This window comes from Streptomyces sp. NPDC059010, from assembly GCF_042740355.1.
Taxonomy (GTDB): Bacteria; Actinomycetota; Actinomycetes; order Streptomycetales; family Streptomycetaceae; genus Streptomyces.
In genome coordinates, this window is record NZ_JBHYJA010000025.1 from 83,123 (window position 1) to 105,433 (window position 22,311).

The following is a 22,311-nucleotide window of genomic DNA, read 5'->3' on the forward strand; positions in this document are numbered from 1 at the left end:
CGCCCCCTGATCACATCACGAACCGGGCATGACCTGGGCCGCTCAGGTATCCGTGGAGATCAGCGGCCCTGTAGGTTCTTGCGCCATGGAGGAGCTGGACCGACAGATCGTGCAGCTGCTCGTCAAGGACGGGCGGATGAGCTACACCGACCTGGGCAAGGCTACGGGCCTGTCCACGTCGGCCGTGCACCAGCGGGTGCGGCGGCTGGAGCAGCGTGGGGTCATCCGTGGCTATGCCGCGGTCGTGGACCCCGAGGCGGTGGGGCTGCCCATGACCGCGTTCATCTCGGTGAAGCCGTTCGATCCAAGCGCCCCCGACGACATCGCGGACCGGCTGGCGGACGTGCCGGAGATCGAGGCGTGCCACAGCGTGGCGGGCGACGAGAACTACATCCTCAAGGTGCGGGTGGCCACCCCGCACGAGCTGGAGGAGTTGCTGGCCCGGGTGCGGTCGCTGTCGGGGGTTTCCACGCGGACGACGGTGGTTCTGTCCACGCCGTACGAGGCCAGGCCGCCGAAGATCTGATCGCCGGACTTCCCTTGGCCGCGGGTGGTTCGCGGCTGGTCGCGCAGTTCCTCGCTCCCCCTCCGGCGTTGCGGTCGACCCCTGCCCGGAGGGCCTGGGCAGGAGGCGGGAGACTGTTCTCCATGAGTGACACCTCCGCCCCGCCCCAGACCGTTCTCCTCCGCCGCGGGGAAGTCCACAGTCCCGCGGATCCCTTCGCCACCGCGATGGTCCTGGAGCGTGGGCAGGTCGCCTGGGTCGGGTCCGAAGGGGCCGCCGATGCCTTTGCCGAGGGCGTCGACGAGGTCGTCGATCTGGACGGTGCGCTGGTCACCCCGGCGTTCACCGACGCGCATGTGCACACCACCGCCACAGGCCTCGCCCTGACCGGGCTCGACCTGTCCGGCGCGCCCTCCCTGGAGGCGGCGCTCGCTCTCGTCCGGGACTTCGCCGCCGCCCGGCCGGACGACCGCGTCCTCCTCGGTCACGGCTGGGACGCCGCCCGCTGGCCCGGTGGCCGCCCTCCGACGCGCGCCGAGCTCGACGAGGCCACCGGGGGCCGTCCTCTGTATCTGTCCCGCATCGACGTCCACTCGGCGGTCGTCACCACGGCACTGCTGGACATGGCGCCCGGTGATCTCACCGCGGCCGACGGGCCGCTCGTCGCCGACGCCCATCACGCCGTACGCGCCACCGCGCTGGCCTCCATCACGCCCGCTCAGCGCATCGAGGCCCAGCGCGCCGCCCTCGCCCGGGCCGCCTCGCTCGGCATCGGCACCGTCCACGAGTGCGGTGGGCCGGACATCTCCAGCGAGGACGACTTCGCCGGGCTGCTGCGCCTGGCCGCCGAGGAGCCCGGCCCACGGGTCGTCGGCTACTGGGCCGAGCCCGGCGAGGAGGGGATCGCCAGGGCGCGCGAGCTGGGCGCGATCGGCGCGGCCGGCGACCTCTTCGTCGACGGCGCCCTCGGCTCGCACACCGCCTGTCTGCACGAGCCATACGCCGACGCCGCCCACACCGGCACCGCCTACCTGGACGCGGCCGCCGTCGCCGCCCATGTCGTCGCCTGCACCGAGGCCGGCCTCCAGGCGGGCTTCCACGCGATCGGCGACGCCGCCGTGACCGCCGTCGTGGAGGGCGTGCGCGCCGCCGCCGAGAAGCTCGGCCTGGCCCGTGTGCGCGCCGCCCGGCACCGCGTCGAGCACGCCGAGATGCTCACGCCGGACACCGTCGCGGCCTTCGCCGAGCTGGGGCTGACGGCCTCCGTCCAGCCCGCGTTCGACGCGCTGTGGGGCGGCGAGGACGGCATGTACGCCCAGCGCCTGGGCGCCGAGCGGGCCCGCACCCTGAACCCCTTCGCGGCCCTGCTGCGCGCCGGCGTCCCGCTCGCCTTCGGCTCGGACAGCCCGGTCACCCCCCTCGACCCCTGGGGCACGGTCCGCGCGGCCGCCTTCCACCGCACGCCCGGGCACCGGGTCTCCGTGCGCGCCGCGTTCACGGCGCACACGCGCGGCGGCTGGCGGGCGATCGGCCGCGACGACGCGGGCGTCCTGGTGCCCGGCGCGCCCGCCGACTACGCCGTGTGGCGCACCGACGAACTCGTGGTCCAGGCCCCCGACGACCGGGTCGCGCGCTGGTCCACCGACCCCCGCTCCGGCACCCCCGGCCTGCCCGACCTGAGCCCGGGCCGTGAGCTCCCGGTCTGCCTGCGCACGGTGGTGGGCGGACGAACGGTCTTCGTACGGCCGGGCGAGTGATCTCCCGGGGTGGCGCGCGTCCGATCGTCGCGCACCACCCCGGCGTGCGACCTGCGCATCCTCCGCGCTGACCAGCGAATTGGGCGAAGACCCGCAGGTCAAACGGCTGTTGACAGGCGGAGGCCCGGGGCCGGTAGGTTCGGCCGAGTCCACCACCGGACGCCCGACCGGGCCACCGCGGAACTTCCGGGAACCCGTCGCAACGCCGCTGGGTCAGGGACGGTGTGCCGCACCGGGCACCGCCACTGGGAGCCAGGCTCAGCGTCCGCGCGGCGACGACGGAACGTCGCGGCCGATCGGGGAGGTGTGACCCGGGTGGGGCCCGGGCGCTCAGTAGACAACGGCTTTCGGTCGATCCGCAGCCAGCGGGTCCCAGGTCGGCCCGAAGGGCGCCGGGCCCCCATCCGCAGAAGGCGCGAACCTCGGTACAGGGTGCGAAAGCGACGTACCGGTGTCGACCGGTCCCGAACCGGCCCCGGAAAACCCAGCCTTACCCCGCTCTTGTGGAATCGACACCACCATACGAACGTGCTGTCGCGTCAGCCCAGGCAGCGCCCACTATGGTGGACGTCTGCGTACGGATGTGAAGGGGCAGCAGTGAACGACGGCGACGGGGACCTCGCGGCACAGGACCGGGGAAAGCGGTTCGGTCCGCTCGGCACGGCGTTGGTGATCATTCCGACCTACAACGAGGCGGAGAACATCAAGAGCATCGTCGGCCGGGTCCGCAAGGCGGTGCCCGAGGCGCATGTGCTCGTGGCCGACGACAACAGCCCCGACGGCACCGGCAAGCTCGCCGACGAACTGGCCGCCGAGGACGACCAGGTCCAGGTCATGCACCGCAAGGGCAAGGAAGGCCTTGGCGCCGCCTACCTCGCGGGCTTCCGCTGGGGCATGGAGAAGGGCTACGGCGTCCTGATCGAGATGGACGCCGACGGCTCCCACCAGCCCGAGGAACTGCCCCGCCTGCTGACCGCCCTCAAGGGAGCCGACCTGGTCCTCGGCTCGCGCTGGGTACCGGGCGGCCGGGTGGTGAACTGGCCGAAGTCCCGTGAGTTCATCTCCCGCGGCGGCAGCCTCTACTCCCGGCTCGCGCTGGATCTCCCGCTGCGGGACATCACCGGCGGCTACCGCGCCTTCCGCCGCGAGACCCTGGAGGGCCTCGGCCTCGCCGACGTCGCCTCCCAGGGCTACTGCTTCCAGGTCGACCTCGCCCGCCGTGCGGTCAAGGCCGGCTTCCATGTGGTCGAGGTGCCGATCACGTTCGTCGAGCGCGAACTCGGTGACTCGAAGATGAGTCGCGACATCCTGGTCGAGGCGCTGTGGCGGGTCACGTCGTGGGGCGCGCAGGAGCGGGTGGGCAAGCTGATGGCCCGCCGCTCGAAGCCGTCGTCGGCATCGCGGCAGCGGTCGTCGTAGCAGCGGTCGTCGCAGCGGCGTTCACAGCCGCGGGCCCACATCCGCACAGACGGCGCCGGTCTTGCCCTTATCCCGCTCTGAGCCGGGCCCAGGCACACTGGACGCATGACGACTGGCGCACCGACCCCCACCTATCCCGCCCGGCCCCGGCGCTCCCGGCTGCGTACCTTCCTGCCGCTGGGCGTCGCCGCGTGGCTGGTGCTGGAGATCTGGCTGCTGACCGTGGTCGCGGACGCGACGAGCGGGCTCGTGGTGTTCCTGCTGCTGCTCGGCGGCCTCGTGCTCGGCTCGGTGGTCGTCAAGCGGGCGGGCCGACGCGCCTTCCAGGCCCTGAACGAGGCGTTGCAACGCGGCGGCACCCCGGAGAGCGGCGGCGGCAACGGTCTGATGATGCTGGGCGGCCTGCTGATCATGCTGCCCGGTCTGGTCTCGGACGCGCTGGGGCTGATCCTGCTGATCCCGCCGGTCCAGAAGACCCTGAGCCGCTATGCGGAGCGGACCGTCGACCGAAAGCTCCGGGCGGCGAGCGCCGGTTCGTTCGGCGATGCCTTCCAGCAGGCGCGCATCCATCGCCCCGACGGCAAGATCGTGCCGGGTGAGGTCGTCAGGGACCAGCCGGGGGACGAGCCGCAGGGCCCTGTGCCGCCGCTGACGCGTTGACGCGCTGACATCGCGGAAGCCCGGCGCCACTGAGCGCCGGGTCTCTTTTTTTGCTTTTCGGGCTTTTTGGGCACAGCAAACCGCGGGCGCCGTACGTCACGTTCACGTACGGCGCCCGCGGTTACACGCGGTGCCTGGTAAATCCACCCAAGCCGCGCGCAGGGACCTAGGCTGACTTGCGGCTGTCCCGGGGATGAACTGCGATGTTCATCGCCCCGGACCGGAGAACAGCAAGTCGCTCCTCAAGGACCTCTTCGAGTTCCTCGCGGGTACGCCGCTCCATCAGCATGTCCCAATGCGTACGCGCGGGCTTGGCCTTCTTCTCTTCAGGGCCGTCGCCATCCACGAGGAGTGCCTGGGCCCCGCAGACCTTGCACTCCCACTCCGGCGGGATCTCCGCCTCGACCGAGAAGGGCATCTCGAACCGGTGCCCCTTCTCGCATGCGTACTCCACGGCCTGGCGCGGGGCCAGGTCGATGCCGCGGTCCGTCTCGTAGCTGGTCACCACGAGGCGCGTGCCGCGAAGAGCTCGCTCACTCATGAATCGTGCCTCCCGGGCTTGTCGCCCACAGGACAGGTGTCGCTGTCGTCGTCATCCGGTCAACGTCCGGTCGGCGGTAAAGATTCCCGATCGGTGTCCCGTTCCGGGTGATGCGTCGCCGTCGTAGCCGCAGCCTTGCTGACCAATGTCGTACCCACCGGCGCCCGGTTTGTCACATCTGCTAGCAGATGTGACCCAGCGTTTCGGCATCTTTGACGCGCAGTAACGGTACGCCTGGCAGGCCAAACGCGTACACTACCGCCCTTTCGCTCGGAACGCTAAATCGTCGGTGGCACCGGATTGCCCGCGTCGTTGATCGCCCGCCGCACCGGAACCCTCGCGAGCAGGGCGAACCCGATGACGAAGAAGGCCACGAGCGAGATGATCGCGTCCCGATAACTTCCGGTCAGCTGGTAGGTGAGCCCGAACAGCAGCGGGCCCAGCCAGCTCATACCGCGGTCGCTCATCTCGTACGCCGAGAAATATTCGGCCTCCTTGCCCGGCGGGACGAGATGGGAGAACAGCGACCGGGACAGGGCCTGGCTGCCGCCCAGGACCAGCCCGATGCCGGCCGCCAGCACGAAGAACCACACCGGGACCCCGGCCGGCAGGAAGTACCCGGCCGCCAGCACCACCGTCCACGCCACCAGTGAGCCGAGGATCGTCCGCTTGGCGCCGTAGGTCCGGGCCAGCCGCCCCATCGCCAGCGCGCCCGCCACCGCCAGCACCTGGACCAGCAGGACGGCGACGATGAGGGTGGACTGGGAGAGGTCCAGCTCCTCGGAGCCGTAGATCGACGCCTGGGAGATCACCGTCTGGATGCCGTCGTTGTAGATGAGGTAGGCGAGGAGGAAGGCGAGCGTCAGGGGGTGGCGGCGCATGTCGCGGACGGTGGCGGCGAGCTGCCGGAAGCCCATGGCGCTCGGTCGCTTCCCGCCCGGCTCCGGCGCACCCGGCTCCTTCCCGCCCGGCTCCTTCCCGGCTTCCGCGCTCGTGGACCGGCGGTCGCGCAGGCGTCGTAGCGGGATGATCGCGAAGCCGCCCCACCACAGTCCGGCCGACGCGAGACAGATACGGACGGCCGTGCCCTCGGAGACTGAGAAGGAGTCGTGGGCCAGGTACAGGACCAGGTTCACGATCAGCATCAGCGAGCCCGACGCGTAGCCGAAGGCCCAGCCCCGGGAGGAGACCGCGTCGCGCTCCTCGGGCGGGGCGATCTGCGGGAGGTAGGAGTTGTAGAGCATCATCGCGACCGACTGGGCCGCGTTCGCGACGATCAGCAGGAGGCCACCGAGGAGGTAGCGGTCGCCGCCGAGGAAGAACATGGCGGTGGTGGCGGTGGCCCCCAGGTAGGCGGAGGCCGCGAGGAGGGGCTTCTTGCGGCCGGTGCGGTCGGCCGCCGCGCCCACCAGGGGCATCACCAGGACGGCGACGATCACCGACAGGGACACCGAGTACGCGAAGAAGGACCCGGCGCGCACCGGGATGCCCAAGGGGTGGACGAACCCGTCCGCGTCCGCCGCCTCCTCGGCGACCGACGTCAGATAGGGGCCGAGGAACACGGTGAGCACGCTCGTCGAGTAGACGGAGCACGCCCAGTCGTAGAAGTACCAGCCGCGTTGCTCGCGGCGGCGGCCCCCGGCGTCGTCCGCGGCCTCCGTCCGCACGGTGTCGATGCCCACCCCGCGCCCCTCGCTTCCCCGTGAAGATCCCGCGCGAGGGCGGAGCCGGCGACAGGGTCAGACCCAGACGCCCCGGTCCTCCATGACCTTGCGCAACGTGTCGATGTGATCGGTCATGATGCCATCGACTCCCAGGTCCAGGAGCCGGTGCATCGCATCGGGATCATTGATGGTCCACACGTGCACCTGGAGCCCGAGCGCGTGGGCGGCCCGTACGAAGCGGTGGTCCACCACCTGGATGCCGGACTGCGCCTCGGGAACCTGGGCGGCGACGGCCGAACGGCGCAGCGCGGCCGGCACACCCCAGGAGCGCAGCCGCAGATTGAGGACACCCCGGGTGCCGTACGACGTCGCCAGGCGCGGTCCGGCCAGGCGCTGGGCGCGGATGACGCGGGCCTCGGAGAAGGAGCCCACGCAGATGCGGTCCCAGGCATTCATGCGCTCGATGAGGTCCAGGAAGGGGTGGAGCGCCGGCTCCGCCTTGAGGTCGACGTTCCAGCGTGCGTCGGGGAAGGTCTCCAGGAGCTCCTCGAAGAGCGGCACCGGCTCCTTGCCCGCCACGCGCGCGTCCCGTACGTCTGCCCAGGGCAGGTCGGCGATCCGGCCCGCCCCGTCCGTCACCCGGTCCAGCGTCGAGTCGTGGAAGGCGACGATCTTGCCGTCGCGCGTGGTGTGGACGTCGGTCTCGATGTACCGGTAGCCCAGGTCGACCGCGCGCCGGAACTGCAGCACGGTGTTCTCCAGACCGTCCGCCGCCCCGCCCCGGTGGGCGAACGGGATGGGGCCGGGGTGGTCGAGATAGGGGTGGCGTATCCGCGTGGTGCTCACGGACGCAGTATCGCTCCCCGGGGTTGCCCGGTGGCAACGACCGTGCTGCCGTCGGATGCCGCGGGGACGGCGAACACCCGTAGGAACAGCTGGGCGAGCGGGCCGATGGACAGGGCGTAGAGGACGGTGCCGACGCCGACCGTGCCGCCCAGCGCGAAGCCGGTGGCGACGACCGCGATCTCGACGGCTGTACGCATCAGCCGGACCGAGCGGCCGGTGCGCTGGTGCAGACCGGTCATGAGGCCGTCCCGGGGACCCGGTCCGAAGCGGGCGGCGATGTAGAGGCCGGTGGCCACGCCGTTGAGCACGATGCCGGCCAGGAGGAGGGGGATCCGTACGGCCAGGGAGTGCGCCTCGGGGACCAGGGCGAGCGTGCCGTCCATGGCGATGCCGACCACGAAGACGTTGGAGACGGTGCCGAGGCCGGGGCGCTGGCGCAGCGGGATCCACAGGAGCAGCACGGCCGCCCCCACGAAGATCGACACGACGCCGATCGTCAGGCCGGTGAGCTCGGCGAGGCCCTGGTGCAGCACGTTCCAGGGCTCCAGGCCCAGGCCCGCCTCGACGAGCAGCGCCGAGCTCGCGCCGTACAGCGCGAGTCCGGCGTACAGCTGTGACAGCCGTCGTGTGAGATGCCCCTGCGTGAGCCGCTTCGCGGGATGCCCCTGCGTGGACAAAACGTGCCCCCTGTGGTGGTAGTGGACTGATGCATGACACCCTGTGGCTTGGAATGCATCGCCCTCCATGGCCAATTCGGGGAAGGTGGACTGGAAAACATGGCGCAGTGGACTTCGGCGGTAGGTGCCGCGCAGCTCGCCCGGCTCCTCACCTCACAGCAGGACCGCCCCGCCGGCCCCGGCACCAAGCGCCCGCCGGCGTACCGGGCGCTGGCCGACGGCATTCGGCTGCTCGTGCTGGAGGGCCGTGTTCCGGTCGCCGCCCGGCTGCCCGCCGAGCGTGAGCTGGCCCTCGCGCTGTCCGTGAGCCGTACGACCGTGGCCGCCGCGTACGAGGCGCTGCGCGCCGAAGGGTTCCTGGAGTCCCGGCGCGGGGCCGGGAGTTGGACCGCCGTACCGGCCGGGAACCCGCTGCCCGCGCGCGGTCTTGAGCCGCTGCCGCCCGAGGCGCTCGGCTCGATGATCGACCTCGGCTGTGCGGCGCTGCCGGCGCCCGAGCCGTGGCTGACCCGTGCCGTGCAGGGCGCCCTGGAGGAGCTGCCGCCGTACGCCCACACCCACGGCGACTATCCGGCCGGGCTGCCCGCGCTGCGGTCGATGATCGCCGAACGGTACACGGCGCGCGGGATCCCGACCATGCCCGAGCAGATCATGGTGACGACCGGGGCGATGGGCGCGATCGACGCCATCTGCCATCTGTTCGCCGGGCGCGGTGAGCGGATCGCGGTCGAGTCGCCGTCGTACGCCAACATCCTCCAGCTGATGCGGGAGGGGGGTGCCCGGCTGGTGCCCGTCGCCATGGCGGAGGGGCTGGCCGGCTGGGATCTGGACCGGTGGCGGCAGGTGCTGCGGGAGGCGGCGCCCCGGGTCGCCTATGTCGTCGCCGACTTCCACAACCCGACCGGCGCGCTGGCCGACGAGGACCAGCGGCGGCGGCTGGTGGACGCGGCCCGGTCGGCGGGGACGGTGCTGGTCGCCGACGAGACGATGAGCGAGCTGTGGCTCGACGAGGGTCTCGACATGCCGCGGCCGGTGTGCGCCTTCGACCCCGCCGGGTCGACCGTGATCACGGTCGGATCGGCCAGCAAGGCCTTCTGGGCGGGGATGCGGATCGGCTGGGTGCGGGCGGCTCCGGATGTGATCCGCAGCCTGGTCGCCGCGCGCGCGTACGCCGATCTGGGCACGCCTGTGCTGGAGCAGCTGGCTGTGAACTGGCTGTTCGGCACCGGGGGTTGGGAGCAGGCCGTGGAGGTGCGGCGGGGACAGGCCCGGGAGAACCGGGACGCGCTCGTGGCGGCCGTGCGGCGGGAGCTGCCCGAGTGGGAGTTCGAGGTGCCGGCGGGCGGGCTCACCTTGTGGGTGCGGACCGGGGGACTGTCGGGCTCGCGGCTCGCCGAGGTGGGCGAGCGGGTGGGGGTCCGGGTGCCGTCCGGGCCTCGGTTCGGGGTGGACGGGGCTTTCGAGGGGTATGTGCGGTTGCCGTTCACCGTGGGGGGCGCGGTGGCCGAGGAGGCCGCGGCGCGCTTGGCCGCGGCGGCTCGGCTGGTGGAGAGCGGGGCCAGCGGGAACGGGGAGTCGGTGCGGTCGTTCGTGGCGTGAGCGGGGTGGGGGGCGATGTGGGGGTGGGCCCGACATCGGGGCGGCGCCGGGGTGGGGCGTCGCCCAACCCGCGTCGGCTGGGTGCCGCTTCTTGCCACGCGGGACCGCCGACTGCCGACTGCGGTGCTGCGGGGACTGCGTGGTCGTTCGTGGCGTGAGCGGAGTGGGAGCCGATGCGGGGGGGCATTCGACCCGCGTCGGCCGGGTGCCGCCTGTCTCGCCGCGGCAGCACTGGCTGCCGTGACTGCTACGACGTCTCGGCGACCACTGCATCCGCCGGCACCGGCTCCGGCTCGGGCACCGGCTCTGTGTCCTGTTGCGCCTTCTCCACCTTCTCCACCCTGCCCAGCGACTCCGCCTCCACCGGCGTCGTCCGCTCCGGCAGCAGGTCGAGCACGGCCTGGCGGTGGGCGTCGCTGGTGGCGTCGTCGTAGGGGTCCGGGGTCGCCGGGACCTGGAGACGGTGGACCGGGCCCGTGCCGAGGCGGGCGTAGCCGCGGCCGGGTGGGACGTCGGTGACCGGGGTGGTGTGCGGGGGAGCGCCGAGGACGGACTCCAGCTGCTGGGCCGTGGCGGGGCCGAGCACGACACGCGCGCGCGTGTGCTGCCGTACGGCGTCGCTGAGCGTGTCCAAGGCGTCCCACTGGTCGGCCACTACCACCGTGACGTTCGCCGCGCGGCCGTGCCGGAGGGGTACCTGGAGCAGGGACTGGGGGTCCTTGCGGTGGTCCGCCGCGGCGAGGTGGGTGAACGCGGTCGGGCGGTCCAGGAGGATCCACAGCGGGCGTCTGGTGTCGTCGGGCGGCGGGTTGCCGGCCTGACGGGCCCGGTTCACGGCGATCAGGCGCCGCTCCGTCTCCGTCGCCGCCCACTCCAGGCTCGCCAGCGCCCCGGCCAGCCCGCACTCGACGGACAGCACGCCGTCGCGCCCGATCAGGCAGGCGTACTCGCCGGTGCTGCCGCCCTCGACGATGACGACGTCGCCGTACCGCAGGGCCTGCAGGGCGACGCAGCGCAGCAGGGTCGAGGTGCCGCTGCCGGGCTGGCCGACGACCAGCAGGTGGGGCTCGGTGGAGCGGATGCCGGTGCGCCAGACCACCGGCGGTACATCGCGCTGCTCCACGCCGTGGGTGAGCGGGAGCGTGCGGTGCACCAGGGTGGGGTCGGTGAAGCCGAGGACCGTCTCGCCGGGGGCCGTGACGAAACGCTGGGCGGCGATGTCGGTGGGCAGCGGCGCGAGGACGGTGACGGTGAGCTCGTTGCCCTCCTCGTCCCAGGTGAAGTGGTACTCCCGGCCACGGCCGGACTTCGCGGTCAGCAGGTGCTCGATCCGCGCGCGGCACTCCGCCTCGCCGTCGGTGAAGTAGGCCGGGTAGCGGATCAGCAGCCCGCTGATGCGTCCCGTGCCGTCGAACTCGTACTCCGGGAAGGCCTTCTCCCACTCGCCGCCGTGGGCGTACAGCGGTGCCGGGTCCTCGGCGGCGGAGAAGTAGGGGACCAGTGCCTCGTACAGCGACCTCAGCCGCTCCGTCTGCGACTCGTCGGGGCCCTCCGGCTCCGACGGCCCGCGGTCCCGGCCCTGCCAGGCCGCCGCCGCCATCAGGGTGATGACGGCGAGCAGCGGGCCGTACGGAACGAGCGCCACGACCATGACCACCGAGGCCACCAGGAACAGCAGCATGCCGCGCCTGTCCTTGGGCGTGTCCGCCCACTTGCGCCGCCCGGCCGAGGCCAGCCGGCGCAGACCGCGGGTGATCGTGATCAGCGGGTGGAGGACGTCAGAGGCGCTGTCGGACGCCGTCCGGGCCAGCTCCCGGCTGCGGGCGAACTGCGTCCGGGCCAGCTCCCGGCTCCGGGCGATCTGCGAGCTGCCTGTGCTCAGGATGCGGGGGAGGGGGCGGCGGGCCACTGCTGTCTCCTACAGGTGCGTACGGGCGGGAGTACGGCGTCAGAACTGGATGCCGCCGAGGAGGCTCGCCAGGCTCTCGCCGCCGGCCTTGATACTCGGGGCGATGGCCGTGCTCGCCAGATAGAAGCCGAACAGGGCCGAGATCAGGGCGTGCGACGCCTTCAGTCCGTCCTTGCGGAAGAAGATGAAGACGACGATGCCGAGCAGAACGACGCCAGAGATCGAGAGGATCATGTGAGTGCTCCTGGATTGTGGGGACAGTCACCATGAGTACTTCCAGGCTCACAGGATGTATCCATACGATAAAAGGTGCAACTGGGTGAAATCCGGCGGATTTCCCTCGGTTGGCGGAGTGTCCTGAGGCGGATGGGCTTGGGTGTCGCGTCGGCCCGTGTCTGCGATGATCTTTGCCGCGGGCGCGACGGGTCATGTGTGGCGCGAGCCAGTACCCTGGCGAATCACTCGTACGGACGACACCGCTCGCCGGCCGTACCCGTGCTCACCGCAGTTCCCGTAGTTCCCCTGCAGTCCCCGTGTTCGTAGTGAGAGGCGGTCCGGCCGATGACTGAAGCCCCCGACCCCGAGGTCGTGGAGCTGGCGACCAAGATCTTCGATCTGGCCCGGCAGGGGCAGACCGAGGCGCTCGTGGCGTATGTCGACGCGGGGGTTCCGGCCAACCTCACCAACGACCGCGGCGACTCGCTCGTGATGCTCGCCGCCTATCACGGCCACTCCGACGCGGTGCGCGCCCTGCTCGCCCGGGGCGCCGAGGCGGGCCGTGTCAACGACCGAGGCCAGACACCACTCGCCGGTGCCGTCTTCAAGGGTGAGACGGAAGTGATCAAGGCTCTTCTGGACGGCGGTGCCGACCCGGCCGAGGGGACCCCCTCGGCCGTCGACACGGCCCGGATGTTCGGCAAGACGGAACTGCTCGAACTGTTCGGCGCACACTGATCCGACTTCGCTGACCAGCGAAAACACAGAAAACGGGGGAGGCGGTACAGGGCCGCCGAAATTTCGGTCGCGGCAGATGTAAGTGCCGAGTCATCATGACGTCGTGATTCACGGACGCGATGGCTGGGCAGGTGTTGCCGCACCACGCGGACCGTGATGCGGTCCGCATGGGCCACTGACGAGAGGCAGAGGAAAATGGTCTACAGCAAGCAGGAAACGGCGGGCGCCCCGACGTGTTGTCACGCGGCCAGGTGAAGCAAGAACCCCGGTTGCGTCGACGCTTGATGTGAGGCTGTTTCCCATGTTCGAACCGGTCATAGCGCCCAGCGGTACGCTGCTCGGCCTGCTCCAGCGGGGCCGCGGCGACGGCACGCTGCACGCGCTCACCGCCCCGCGCGCCGAGGCGCTCGCGGCCCTGAACCACTGTGTGCTGCGGGACCCCCGCCACGACTGGCAGGTGGAGAACCGCTCCCTGTACTACGCCCGTCTCTTCCTCGACCTGAACGGCGAGCTGGACGAGATCGAGGCGCACCTCTTCGACGTCGAGGACGCCCTCGACACCGACGAGTCACGCACCGGGCTGGCCCTCGCCGTCCTCGGTCATCTGGCCTCCTACGGCAGGCGGGACGCCCTGGAACTGCTGCGCAGGTACGCCGCCTCGGGCTCCAGCTGGGCCTGGGCGCTGGACGAACTGGCGCTCAGGGACGACGACGCCGGGCTGCGCGCTCTGGCGGCGCCCGTCCTGGCGCGTTTCCCGGCCGATCCCGAGGGCGAGGCCGAGCTGGCCGCCGCCGTACGCGATGCTTTTGAGCCACGGCCGTGGCGCCTGTGGGCCGAGGATCCGCGTGAATCGATCGCCACGCGTGTGCGTGCCGCTCAGGAGGCCGGCTGCTTCGACCGCTGGCAACGCCAGATGCGACCTACCGGGCCCCGTCCGGGGTGGAGCGTGCAGGCGGTCTTCGAGTGGGCCCAGCAGGGCTTCGAGCGCGGTGCCGCGCTGTATGTGCCCGCCGCGCGGTGCCTCGTCGCCGTCGCGGGTCCCGAGGACCGGCCCGAGATCGTCGCCGCCGCCAAGGACGGCACCGACGGAGCCCGCTGCACGGCTCTGCGGTACCTGGCCGACAGCAACGATCCGGAAGCCCTCGACCTGATCGAGGCGGCCGTGATCACCGGCTCGCCCGCCGTCGTGGAAGCTGCCGTCGACGCATTCGAACGTATGCGCAGTATCGCCGCCGTCGACCGTGCGCGTGGCTGGGCCCGACGGCCCGATCCGCTGGGTGCCGCCGCCGGACGCATGCTCGCCTGCCGGGGCGGAGCCGAGGACAAGGACCTCGTCCTCGCGGCCCTGCGTGAGGCCGTACGAGGCGAAGGTCCCGACGCCCCGACCCTGTGGACCCTCGTCGACGGCACCGGACGCCTCGGCATCGCCTGCGCCGCCCCGGTGCTGCGCCACATCTACCGGGAGACCGCCTCCTCCCACCTGCGCGGCCGTACGGCCCGCGCCCTGGCCGCCACCGATCCCTCCTTCCCGTCCGGATTCGCCGTCGAGTGCCTCTGGGACTGCGAGGAGACCACCCGCGAGATCGCCGCCCGGCACGCCGAGACCGGGGACACGCGCGTCGTGGAGCGACTGCGCCGGCTCGCCGCCGACCCGGCCGAGGAGGCCGAGGTGCAGACGGCCGTACGCAGCCGGATCGGACCGGACCCGACCGTCGGCTGATCACCGGCCCCGACGGTCGGCTGATCATCGGGCGGGACATGTGCGCACGCTGTGAATCTCGGGGAGAACCGCCCGCCGGGTGAACACCCGATGACCTGCGGGTCAGGCGCGCATGGACGCGATCTGACCCGCTCGGGTGCGCAGCGGAACGCTCATGGGACGTTTGTCGTTCGGAAAGATCCACTTTGACGCGGCCACGTCCGGTGCGGCGACAACACCGGTATGCGTGTCGTCATCGTGACCGAATCCTTTCCCCCCGATGTGAACGGCGTGGCCCACTGCGCGCTCCAGACCGCCCGACACCTCGTCGATCGCGGTCACGCTCCCCTCGTCGTCGCACCGGCTCCCGCTCCCGGGAACAAGGCAGCCGCCTCCATGGCGCCCTGCCCCGTCGTCCATGTCCCCTCCCTCCCGCTCCCCGGCTATCCCCAGGTCAGGGTCGCGCTCCCGAGCCGGCGCCTGGCTGCCGCGCTGATCCAGCACCAGCCCGACGTCGTGCACCTGGCCAGCCCCTTCGTCCTCGGCGTACGCGGTATGGCCGCCGCCGCCCGGCTCGGCATCCCCGCCGTCGCCGTCTACCAGACCGACCTGGCCGGTTACGCCCGCACCTACATGGGCGCCGGCGAGGCCGCAGCCTGGCGGCGCATACGGTCCGTCCACTCCGCCGCCGACCTCACCCTCGTCCCCTCCAGCGCTTCCATGAACGACCTGGAGGCCCACGGCGTTCCCCGGCTCCGGCTGTGGGCACGCGGCGTGGACACCGCCCGCTTCCGCCCCGAGCTCCGCGACGAGAAGCTGCGCCGCGAACTCGCCCCGAACGGCGAGGTCATCGTCGGCTACGTCGGACGGCTCGCCCCGGAGAAGCACATCGAGCTGCTCTCCGGCGTGTGCGGCCTGGACGGCGTCAAGGTCGTCATCGTCGGCGACGGGCCGAGCCAGCCCGCGCTCGCCGAGGCGCTGCCCGGCGCGGTCTTCCTGGGCCGCCGCGGCGGCGACGATCTCGCCCGGATCTTCGCCTCGTTCGACGTCTTCGCCCACACGGGTCCGTTCGAGACCTTCTGCCAGACCGTGCAGGAGGCCATGGCCAGCGGTGTGCCCGTCGTCGCACCGGCCGCGGGCGGTCCGCTCGATCTGGTCGACCACGGCCGCACCGGCCTGCTGGTGCCGCCGCGCGACGCCGACGCCGTACGGGACGCCGTGCGGTCCCTGGTCGCCGACCCGGCGCTGCGGACCGTGTACGGCACCGCCGGGCGGGCGACGGTCGAGGGCCGTACCTGGGCGGCCATCGGCGACCAGCTCATCGATCACTACGAGGCCGTGCTCAAGGCGCGGAGGCCGGCGGTGGTGGCATGAACACCTCGCTTCGGATCGTCCGGCTGGCGAACTTCGTCGCCCCCGCCTCCGGAGGGCTGCGCACCGCCCTGCGCGAGCTCGGCAAGGGCTTCAAGCTGGCGGGGCACGACCCCGTCCTCATCGTGCCGGGCGAGAAGTACAGCGACTGCGAGACCGAGCAGGGCCGGGTGATCACCCTGCCCGGCCCGATGCTGCCCGGCACCGGCGGCTACCGCGTGCTGCTCGACAAGCGGCGGGTCGCGGCCCTCCTGGAGGAGCTCGCGCCCGACCGCCTGGAGGTCTCCGACCGTACGACGCTGCGGTGGACAGGACGGTGGGCCCGCCGTGCCCGCGTCCCCGCCGTGATGGTCTCCCACGAGACCGCCGACGGCGTACTGCGCACCTGGGGCCTGTCGGAGAACATGTCCCGGCGCGCCGCCGACGCCCTCAACGTCCGCACCGCCCACACGTACTCCAAGGTCGTGTGCACCACCGAGTTCGCCGAGCGGGAGTTCGTGCGGATCGGTGCCCGCAACGTCGTACGGGCCCCCCTGGGCGTCGACCTGATGAACCGGCGTCCCACCCTGCGTGACGCGGCACTGCGCGGCACACACGTGCGTGCCGACGAGACGCTGCTGGTGATGTGCTCCCGGCTCTCCGTGGAGAAGCGGCCCGGCACCGCGCTGGACGCCCTGGAGTCCCTGCGCCGGCGCGGAGTGCGCGCCGTGCTCGTGGTCGCCGGGAACGGGCCGCTGCGCGCGGGGCTGGAGAAGCGGGCCCAGGAGCGCGATCTGCCGGTGACCTTCCTCGGGCATGTCGCCGACCGCAGCCTGCTCGGCGCCCTCCAGGCCTCCGCCGACGTGGCCCTGGCCCCCGGGCCCGCCGAGACGTTCGGACTCGCCGCGCTGGAGGCCATGGCCTGCGGTACGCCCGTCGTGGCGAGCGCGTCCTCCGCGCTGCCGGAGGTGATCGGATCCGCCGGTGCGACCGCGGCGGACAACGGGGACGCCTTCGCGGACGCCGTGGAGATGCTCCTCGACCGTCCCGAGCGCGAGCGCCGGGAGGCGGCACGCGCGCGTGCGGAGTGCTTCGGCTGGGGCACGGCGGTGGACGCCTTCCTCACCGCGCACGACGCGGCGGTGCCGGCACGTCCCTTCGTCCGTGCGGAGGGCGCGGCATGAGACCGCTCCGGTATGTCGCCCTCGGGGACTCGCTGACCGAGGGCGTGGGCGATCCCGTGGGGAGCGGGTGGCGCGGCTGGGCCGCGCTGCTCGCCGGCGGGCTGTCCGAGCCGTCCGCCGAGTTCACCAACCTGGCGGTGAGCGGGGCGCAGACGCGCGACGTGCTGGAGAAGCAGCTGCCGGCCGCGCTGGAGCTGCGCCCGGACGTCGCGTCCGTGCTGGTGGGCGTCAATGACACCCTGCGCGGCACCTTCGACATCGAGAAGATCGCCCAGCGCCTCGACAAGGTCTACGCGTCCTTCACCCGGCAGGGCACGGCCGTGCTGACCGCCTGCCTGCCCGACCCGGGCACGATGCTGGGGCTGCCGGGGGTGCTGGGCCATCCGCTGGCTCGCAGGCAGCGGGCCGTCAACACGGTGGTCCACACACTGTCCGAGCGGTACGGGGCGGTGCATCTGCACGCCGTCGACGACGCCTGGATCATGGACCGCGGGATGTGGAGCGCGGACCGGCTGCATCCCGGGGAGCGCGGGCACCGGCAGATCGCCCTGCGCTTCCACGCGATGCTGCGGCACCGGGGCATCGCGACACAGACGGCGCCCTCGCCCGAGCCCGAGTTCCCGCCGCCCACCAAGTCGGCGAGCCTGCTCTGGCTGGCCACCGCGGGTACCGCCTGGGTGATCCGGCGCTGCAACGACCTGCTGCCCCAGCTGCTGCGCCTCGCCGCCACCGAGATGCGGCACCGCGCGCGGGGCACCAGCGGGCGGCTCGACCTGCGTGCGGCGCAGGCGGTGTCGAGGGCGCTGGCGTCGCTGGGGGTGCCTGAGGAGGTGCCGGTGGCTGAGCGTGCGCCGCTGGCCGAGCAGCGGGTGGTACCGGAGTACCGGGCGCTGTCCGAGCAGCGGCCGGCGGCCGAGCACTGGTCGGTGCCGGAGGGGGTGTCGATGCCGGGTCAGCGGTCCTTGCCGTCGGAGGGGTTGACGGTGCCCGGCCAGCTGTCCCTGCCCGAGGGACTGCTGCTGCCCGGACAGCGCTCGGCGCCGAAGCAGCAGCCGGAACCGGAGGCGGCGTAGCGCAGGTGTCGCGGGTACTGCGGGTACCGCAGATATCGCTGGGGGAGTCAGCGGCGGCGTACGGCCACGAAGCGGACCGGCGTGCCCGGTACGGCCTGGGCGGCGGCCGGGAGGTCGGCCGGGCGGACGACGGCGATCACCGGGTAGCCGCCCGTCGTCGGGTGGTCGGCCAGGAACACGACCGGCCTGCCGTCGGGCGGGACCTGGACCGCGCCCAGGACCATGCCCTCGCTGGGGAGTTCGCGGGTGAGCTCCCGTTCCAGGGCCGGGCCGTCGGTGCGCAGGCCGATGCGGTTGCTCGCGGGGGACACGCGATAGCTGCGGGAGACGAGGACCCGCACGGCCTCCGGCGTGAACCAGTCCTCGCGCGGGCCCAGCGTCACACGCAGGACCAGTTCGGCGGGGGGAGCCGGCTGCGGGGCGACGTCCACGCGCGCGTGGAGCGGCGTCGGCGGGCCCAGGGGGAGCACCGCGCCGTCCGTGAGGGGCGGCGGGCCGAGGCCGGACAGGAGGTCCGTGGACCGGCTGCCGAGGACCGGCTCCACGGCGATGCCGCCGGAGACGGCCACATAGCTGCGTACGCCGCGGACGGCCGCGCCCACGTCCAGGAGCGAACCCGCTTCTATGCGCACCGGGGCGCCCCACGCCACCGGGCGTCCGTCCACCGTGACCCGGCAGGGGGCTCCGCCGACCGCCACGGTGACCGTCGAACGGGGCCGTACCGCACAGCCGTTGAGCGTGGTCTCCAGTACGGCTGCCTCGGGGGCGTTGCCGACCAGCCGGTTGACGAGCGTCGCCGTGGGCCCGTCCAGCGCACCGGAGCGCGGCACTCCGAGGTGGGCGTGCCCGGGACGGCCGAGGTCCTGCACGGTGGTCAGCGCCCCGGCGCGTACGACGCAGAGCGCGCGGTCGGTCATGAGCTCCCCACCGGAACGAAGCGCACGCGTGTGCCCGGCGACAGCAGCGCGGCCGGCACACGCGTGTGGTCCCACAGCACCGTGTCCGTGGTGCCGATCAACTGCCAGCCACCCGGCGACGAGCGCGGGTACACGCCCGTGTACGGGCCCGCCAGCGCCACCGCACCGGCGGGGACGGCCGTGCGCGGAGTGGCCCGGCGCGGGACGTCGTAGCGCGGCGGCAGACCGGTGAGATAGCCGAACCCGGGCGCGAAACCGCAGAACGCGACGCTGAACTCGGTGTCCGCGTGGATGCGGGCCACCTCGCGCGGGGAGACGCCCCAGTGCGCGGCGACGTCGGCCAGGTCCGGGCCGTCGTAGCGCACCGGGAGTTCGACGGCCTCACGCGCGCGTGGGGGAGCGGGCGGCACCTCGGACGCGGTCAGCTCGGAGGCCAGACGGGCCGGGTCGGTGAGGCCGTCGAGCAGGACCGTGCGGGCCGCGGGGACGATCTCGCGGACCGACAGCGTGCCCTCGGCGCGGCGGCGCAACAGCTCCGCGTGCAGTGCCCGGGCCTCCTCGCCCGAGGACACCTCGACGAGCAGGGCGTCGTCGCCGACGGGCCGCGTCCTCATACGAAGGCCTCCACGCGGACACCCGACTCCTCCAGCCGCGCCCGCACCCGGCGGGCCAGCTCGACGGCGCCGGGCGTGTCCCCGTGCAGACACAGGGAACGCGCGCGTACCTCGACGTTCGTGCCGGAGTGCGAGGTGACCACGCCCGAGCGGGCCAGGCCCACCGAGCGCGCCACGACGGCCTCCGGGTCGGTGACCACGGCGCCGTCCTGCCCGCGCGGCACGAGCGTGCCCCGCTCGGTGTACGCGCGGTCCGCGAACGCCTCCGTGACGGCCGGGAGTCCCGCCTTGGCGGCCAGCTCCAGCAGGCGTGCGCCCGGCAGGCCGAGCACGGGCAGCGTGGCGTCCGCCAGGAGCACGCCGTCGACGACCGCGCCGGCCTGCTCCTCGTCGTGCACGACGCGGTTGTAGAGCGCGCCGTGCGGTTTGACGTACGACACGCGCGTGCCCGCCGCTCGCGCGAAGACCTCCAGGGCGCCGATCTGGTACGCCACTTCGGCCGCCAGCTCGGCGGGCGGCACGTCCATCGCGCGCCGCCCGAACCCCGCCAGGTCGCGGTAGGAGACCTGGGCACCGATCCGCACCCCGCGCTCGGCCGCCTGCTCGCACACCCGCCGCATGGTGGCCGCGTCCCCGGCGTGGAAGCCGCAGGCCACGTTGGCGCTGGTGACGACGGACAGCAGCCGTTCGTCGTCGGTGAGCTGCCAGCGGCCGAAGCCCTCGCCGAGGTCGGCGTTGAGATCGATCGAGGTCATGAATTCCGTCGTTTCCTCAGTCCGGTGGTCAAGCGACGATGCGGTACTGCTCGTCGCGGGCATCGGTCAGGAACATCTGGCCCGGTGCGTGGGTGATGGCGAACGGCGGGCGCGAGGCCATCACCGCGGCCTGCGGGGTCACTCCGCAGGCCCAGAACATCGGGATGTCGTCCGGCTCCAGGACCACGGGGTCGCCGAAGTCCGGTCGGCCGAGGTCGGTGATGCCGAGCGCCGAGGGATCGCCGCAGTGCACGGGGCCGCCGTGCACCGCGGGCAGGAGGCCGGTCTCCCGCAGCGCCGCCGACACGTGCTGCGGCGGCACCGGGCGCATGGACACCACCATCGGGCCGTGCAGCCGTCCCGCCGGACGACACGGGCGGCCGGTGACGTACATCGGGACGTTGCGCCCCTGCTCGACATGGCGGATCGGGACGCCCGCCTCGGCCAGCGCCCACTCGAAGGTGAAGCTGCAGCCGATCAGGAACGACACCAGATCGCCTCGCCAGTGAGCGCGGACGTCCGTCGGTTCGTCCACCAGCTCGCCGTCCCGCCACACCCGGTAGCGCGGCAGGTCGGTGCGGAGGTCGGCGCCGTTCGCCAGGACGGTCGTCCAGGAGCCGGCGTCGGTGACGTCGAGCACCGGGCAGGGCTTGGGGTTGCGCTGGCAGAACAGCAGCATGTCGTACGCCCAGTCGGCGGGCACCGAGATAAGGTTCACCTGGGTGTGGCCCGCCGCGACTCCGGCCGTGGGGCCTGTGAGTCCGTCCCGGAATCGTGCGCGGGCGGTCGCGGGGCTCCACGCGTGCGCGTGCTCGTCGACGGCGGTGACGGGCTGGTCCGCCGTCGCTACGGCGGGCGGACGGTCGTCCGTGCGGTTCACACCAGCTCCTTCCCGCGCGTCTCCGGCAGCCCGAACAGGGCCAGCGCCGCGATGCCGTAGCCGATCGCGCCGAAGACCAGCGCTCCGCCCACGCCCCAGCTGTCGGCCAGGAAGCCGACCGTGGTGGGGAAGACGGCGCCCACCGCGCGGCCGGTGTTGTACGTGAAGCCCTGTCCCGTGCCGCGCACGGCCGTCGGGTACAGCTCGCTCAGGTAGGACCCGAACCCGCTGAAGATCGCCGACATGCAGAACCCGAGCGGGAAACCGAGCACGAGGAGCAGGGTGTTGGCGCCGCTCGGGATGTTCGCGTACGCCAGGATGCAGACCGCCGACAGCAGCGCGAACAGCCAGATGTTGCGCCGACGGCCCAGCCGGTCGGTGAGGTAACCGCCGGTCAGATAGCCGATGAAGGCGCCCGAGATCAGGAACGTCAGATAGCCGCCGGTGCCGACGACCGACAGCTCGCGCTCGGTCTTGAGATAGGTCGGCACCCAGGTGGCGAGCGTGTAGTAGCCGCCCTGGACGCCGGTGGAGAGCAGCCCGGCGAAGATCGTCGTACGCAGCAGGCCGGGCTTGAAGATCGCCGAGAACGAGCCCTTCTCGGCGCTCTGTTCCCGCACGGCCACGGCCTGGGGGGCGTCGTGCACCCGGCGCCGCATCCAGATGACGAGCAGGGCGGGCAGCGCGCCGGTCCAGAACATGACGCGCCAGGCCAGGTCGTCGTCGGCGAACGAGAAGACGACCGTGTACATGATCGCGGCCAGGGCCCAGCCGACGGCCCACGAACTCTGGATCGCGCCGAGGGTGCGGCCGCGGTGCTTGGCGCTCGCGTACTCGGCGACAAGGATCGCGCCGACCGCCCACTCACCGCCGAAGCCGAGGCCCTGGAGGGCGCGGAAGACCAGCAGCGTCTCGTAGTTGGGCGCGAAACCGCAGGCGACGGTGAAGACCGCGTAGGTGATCACCGTGATCATCAGCGCCCTGACCCGGCCGATCCGGTCGGCCAGCACCCCCGCGAGGGCGCCGCCGATCGCGGAGACCACGAGCGTGACGGTGGTGAACAGACCGGTCTGGCCGCTGTCCAGGCCGAAGTACGCGGCCAGCGCGACCATGCTCAGCGGGAGGGTGAAGTAGTCGTACGAATCCAGAGCATAGCCACCGAAAGCGCCCGCGAAAGCGCGGCGGCCGCGCGGGCCGAGGGCGTGCAGCCAGCCGAACGCGGCGGAGACGAGGGGCCGGTTGTGTTTTGTGGGGTTGGGGTTTGTGAGTGCCGTAGGTGGTGGGGTGGTGCGACTGGGGACCACGCTG

21 protein-coding genes and 1 pseudogene are annotated in these 22,311 nt (G+C 72.5%); 10 read left to right on the forward strand and 12 right to left on the reverse strand.

Going from position 1 to position 22,311, the window contains the following annotated elements:
• Positions 1 to 85 precede the first annotated feature (85 nt).
• The 4 genes from ACFWYS_RS26375 (at position 86) to fxsA (ending at position 4,341) form a co-directional block, all read left to right on the forward strand.
• Positions 86 to 526: an Lrp/AsnC family transcriptional regulator gene (locus ACFWYS_RS26375; protein ID WP_384773695.1), complete on the forward strand. Its 441-nt coding sequence runs from the start codon at positions 86 to 88 to the stop codon at positions 524 to 526.
• A 122-nt stretch (positions 527 to 648) separates the two neighbouring features.
• A complete protein-coding gene (locus ACFWYS_RS26380) occupies positions 649 to 2,262 on the forward strand; it encodes an amidohydrolase (protein ID WP_384773697.1) in 1,614 nt (537 codons plus the stop codon).
• A 597-nt stretch (positions 2,263 to 2,859) separates the two neighbouring features.
• Entirely contained in the window at positions 2,860 to 3,681 is an 822-nt protein-coding gene (locus ACFWYS_RS26385; RefSeq protein WP_384773700.1) for a polyprenol monophosphomannose synthase, read from the forward strand.
• A 105-nt stretch (positions 3,682 to 3,786) separates the two neighbouring features.
• Positions 3,787 to 4,341, forward strand: a complete 555-nt coding sequence (gene fxsA, locus ACFWYS_RS26390; protein WP_384773703.1) for an FxsA family membrane protein — start codon at positions 3,787 to 3,789, stop codon at positions 4,339 to 4,341.
• Between the two features lie 166 nt (positions 4,342 to 4,507).
• Here the strand turns inward: fxsA and ACFWYS_RS26395 are convergent, their stop codons facing one another.
• From ACFWYS_RS26395 to ACFWYS_RS26410, 4 genes are all read right to left on the reverse strand, one after another.
• Entirely contained in the window at positions 4,508 to 4,882 is a 375-nt protein-coding gene (locus tag ACFWYS_RS26395; RefSeq protein WP_003977404.1) for an RNA polymerase-binding protein RbpA, read from the reverse strand.
• A 278-nt stretch (positions 4,883 to 5,160) separates the two neighbouring features.
• The gene (locus ACFWYS_RS26400; protein WP_384773706.1) at positions 5,161 to 6,564 is read right to left on the reverse strand and encodes an MFS transporter; all 1,404 of its coding nucleotides are present in this window, start codon (positions 6,562 to 6,564) and stop codon (positions 5,161 to 5,163) included.
• Between the two features lie 57 nt (positions 6,565 to 6,621).
• The gene (locus ACFWYS_RS26405; RefSeq protein WP_384773709.1) at positions 6,622 to 7,392 is read right to left on the reverse strand and encodes a glycerophosphodiester phosphodiesterase; all 771 of its coding nucleotides are present in this window, start codon (positions 7,390 to 7,392) and stop codon (positions 6,622 to 6,624) included.
• Positions 7,389 to 8,138: a YitT family protein gene (locus ACFWYS_RS26410; RefSeq protein WP_384773712.1), complete on the reverse strand. Its 750-nt coding sequence runs from the start codon at positions 8,136 to 8,138 to the stop codon at positions 7,389 to 7,391. Before ACFWYS_RS26410 ends, ACFWYS_RS26405 begins: the two co-directional genes overlap by 4 nt.
• A 30-nt stretch (positions 8,139 to 8,168) precedes the next feature.
• On the opposite strand from ACFWYS_RS26410, the gene ACFWYS_RS26415 reads away from it, so the two are divergent.
• Positions 8,169 to 9,668 (forward strand): PLP-dependent aminotransferase family protein, encoded by a 1,500-nt coding sequence (locus tag ACFWYS_RS26415; protein WP_384773715.1) that lies wholly within the window; start codon positions 8,169 to 8,171, stop codon positions 9,666 to 9,668.
• Positions 9,669 to 9,915: 247 nt separating this feature from the next.
• On the opposite strand, the gene ACFWYS_RS26420 is transcribed toward ACFWYS_RS26415, so the two are convergent.
• Entirely contained in the window at positions 9,916 to 11,577 is a 1,662-nt protein-coding gene (locus ACFWYS_RS26420) for an ATP-binding protein (protein ID WP_384773718.1), read from the reverse strand.
• Positions 11,578 to 11,616: 39 nt separating this feature from the next.
• Complete coding sequence (locus ACFWYS_RS26425; protein ID WP_004002760.1) at positions 11,617 to 11,811, reverse strand: hypothetical protein; 195 nt, start codon at positions 11,809 to 11,811, stop codon at positions 11,617 to 11,619.
• Between the two features lie 327 nt (positions 11,812 to 12,138).
• On the opposite strand from ACFWYS_RS26425, the gene ACFWYS_RS26430 reads away from it, so the two are divergent.
• Together ACFWYS_RS26430 and ACFWYS_RS26435 are read left to right on the forward strand one after the other, a co-directional pair.
• On the forward strand, positions 12,139 to 12,531 hold the full coding sequence (locus tag ACFWYS_RS26430) for an ankyrin repeat domain-containing protein (RefSeq protein WP_272118490.1): 393 nt from the start codon (positions 12,139 to 12,141) through the stop codon (positions 12,529 to 12,531).
• Between the two features lie 301 nt (positions 12,532 to 12,832).
• Positions 12,833 to 14,251: a HEAT repeat domain-containing protein gene (locus tag ACFWYS_RS26435; protein ID WP_384773721.1), complete on the forward strand. Its 1,419-nt coding sequence runs from the start codon at positions 12,833 to 12,835 to the stop codon at positions 14,249 to 14,251.
• 102 nt (positions 14,252 to 14,353) lie between these two features.
• Here ACFWYS_RS26435 and ACFWYS_RS26440 read toward each other — a convergent pair whose 3' ends face one another.
• Positions 14,354 to 14,572 carry a hypothetical protein gene (locus tag ACFWYS_RS26440; protein WP_384773813.1) on the reverse strand — a complete coding sequence of 73 codons (219 nt, stop codon included), beginning with the start codon at positions 14,570 to 14,572 and terminating at the stop codon, positions 14,354 to 14,356.
• On the opposite strand from ACFWYS_RS26440, the gene ACFWYS_RS26445 reads away from it, so the two are divergent.
• From ACFWYS_RS26445 to ACFWYS_RS26455, 3 genes and pseudogenes are all read left to right on the forward strand, one after another.
• Positions 14,474 to 15,604 (forward strand): glycosyltransferase family 4 protein, encoded by a 1,131-nt coding sequence (locus ACFWYS_RS26445; RefSeq protein WP_384773724.1) that lies wholly within the window; start codon positions 14,474 to 14,476, stop codon positions 15,602 to 15,604. The two genes, ACFWYS_RS26440 and ACFWYS_RS26445, sit on opposite strands and share 99 nt — an antisense overlap.
• Entirely contained in the window at positions 15,601 to 16,764 is a 1,164-nt protein-coding gene (locus tag ACFWYS_RS26450; RefSeq protein ID WP_384773727.1) for a glycosyltransferase, read from the forward strand. Before ACFWYS_RS26445 ends, ACFWYS_RS26450 begins: the two co-directional genes overlap by 4 nt.
• A pseudogene (locus tag ACFWYS_RS26455) lies at positions 16,761 to 17,606 on the forward strand (SGNH/GDSL hydrolase family protein); the annotation flags it as partial. The gene ACFWYS_RS26450 and the pseudogene ACFWYS_RS26455, both read left to right, overlap by 4 nt.
• Positions 17,607 to 17,884: 278 nt before the next feature.
• On the opposite strand, the gene ACFWYS_RS26460 reads toward ACFWYS_RS26455, so the two are convergent.
• The 5 genes from ACFWYS_RS26460 to ACFWYS_RS26480 are packed head-to-tail and all read right to left on the reverse strand — an operon-like array spanning position 17,885 to position 22,307.
• Complete coding sequence (locus ACFWYS_RS26460) at positions 17,885 to 18,754, reverse strand: biotin-dependent carboxyltransferase family protein (protein WP_384773729.1); 870 nt, start codon at positions 18,752 to 18,754, stop codon at positions 17,885 to 17,887.
• Complete coding sequence (pxpB, locus tag ACFWYS_RS26465; RefSeq protein ID WP_384773732.1) at positions 18,751 to 19,368, reverse strand: 5-oxoprolinase subunit PxpB; 618 nt, start codon at positions 19,366 to 19,368, stop codon at positions 18,751 to 18,753. The genes ACFWYS_RS26460 and pxpB overlap by 4 nt, the downstream gene beginning before the upstream one ends.
• Positions 19,365 to 20,123 (reverse strand): LamB/YcsF family protein, encoded by a 759-nt coding sequence (locus tag ACFWYS_RS26470; protein WP_384773734.1) that lies wholly within the window; start codon positions 20,121 to 20,123, stop codon positions 19,365 to 19,367. Before ACFWYS_RS26470 ends, pxpB begins: the two co-directional genes overlap by 4 nt.
• A gap of 28 nt (positions 20,124 to 20,151) precedes the next feature.
• Complete coding sequence (locus tag ACFWYS_RS26475) at positions 20,152 to 21,003, reverse strand: putative hydro-lyase (RefSeq protein ID WP_384773736.1); 852 nt, start codon at positions 21,001 to 21,003, stop codon at positions 20,152 to 20,154.
• On the reverse strand, positions 21,000 to 22,307 hold the full coding sequence (locus ACFWYS_RS26480) for an MFS transporter (protein ID WP_384773807.1): 1,308 nt from the start codon (positions 22,305 to 22,307) through the stop codon (positions 21,000 to 21,002). The genes ACFWYS_RS26475 and ACFWYS_RS26480 overlap by 4 nt, the downstream gene beginning before the upstream one ends.
• Positions 22,308 to 22,311 lie beyond the last annotated feature (4 nt).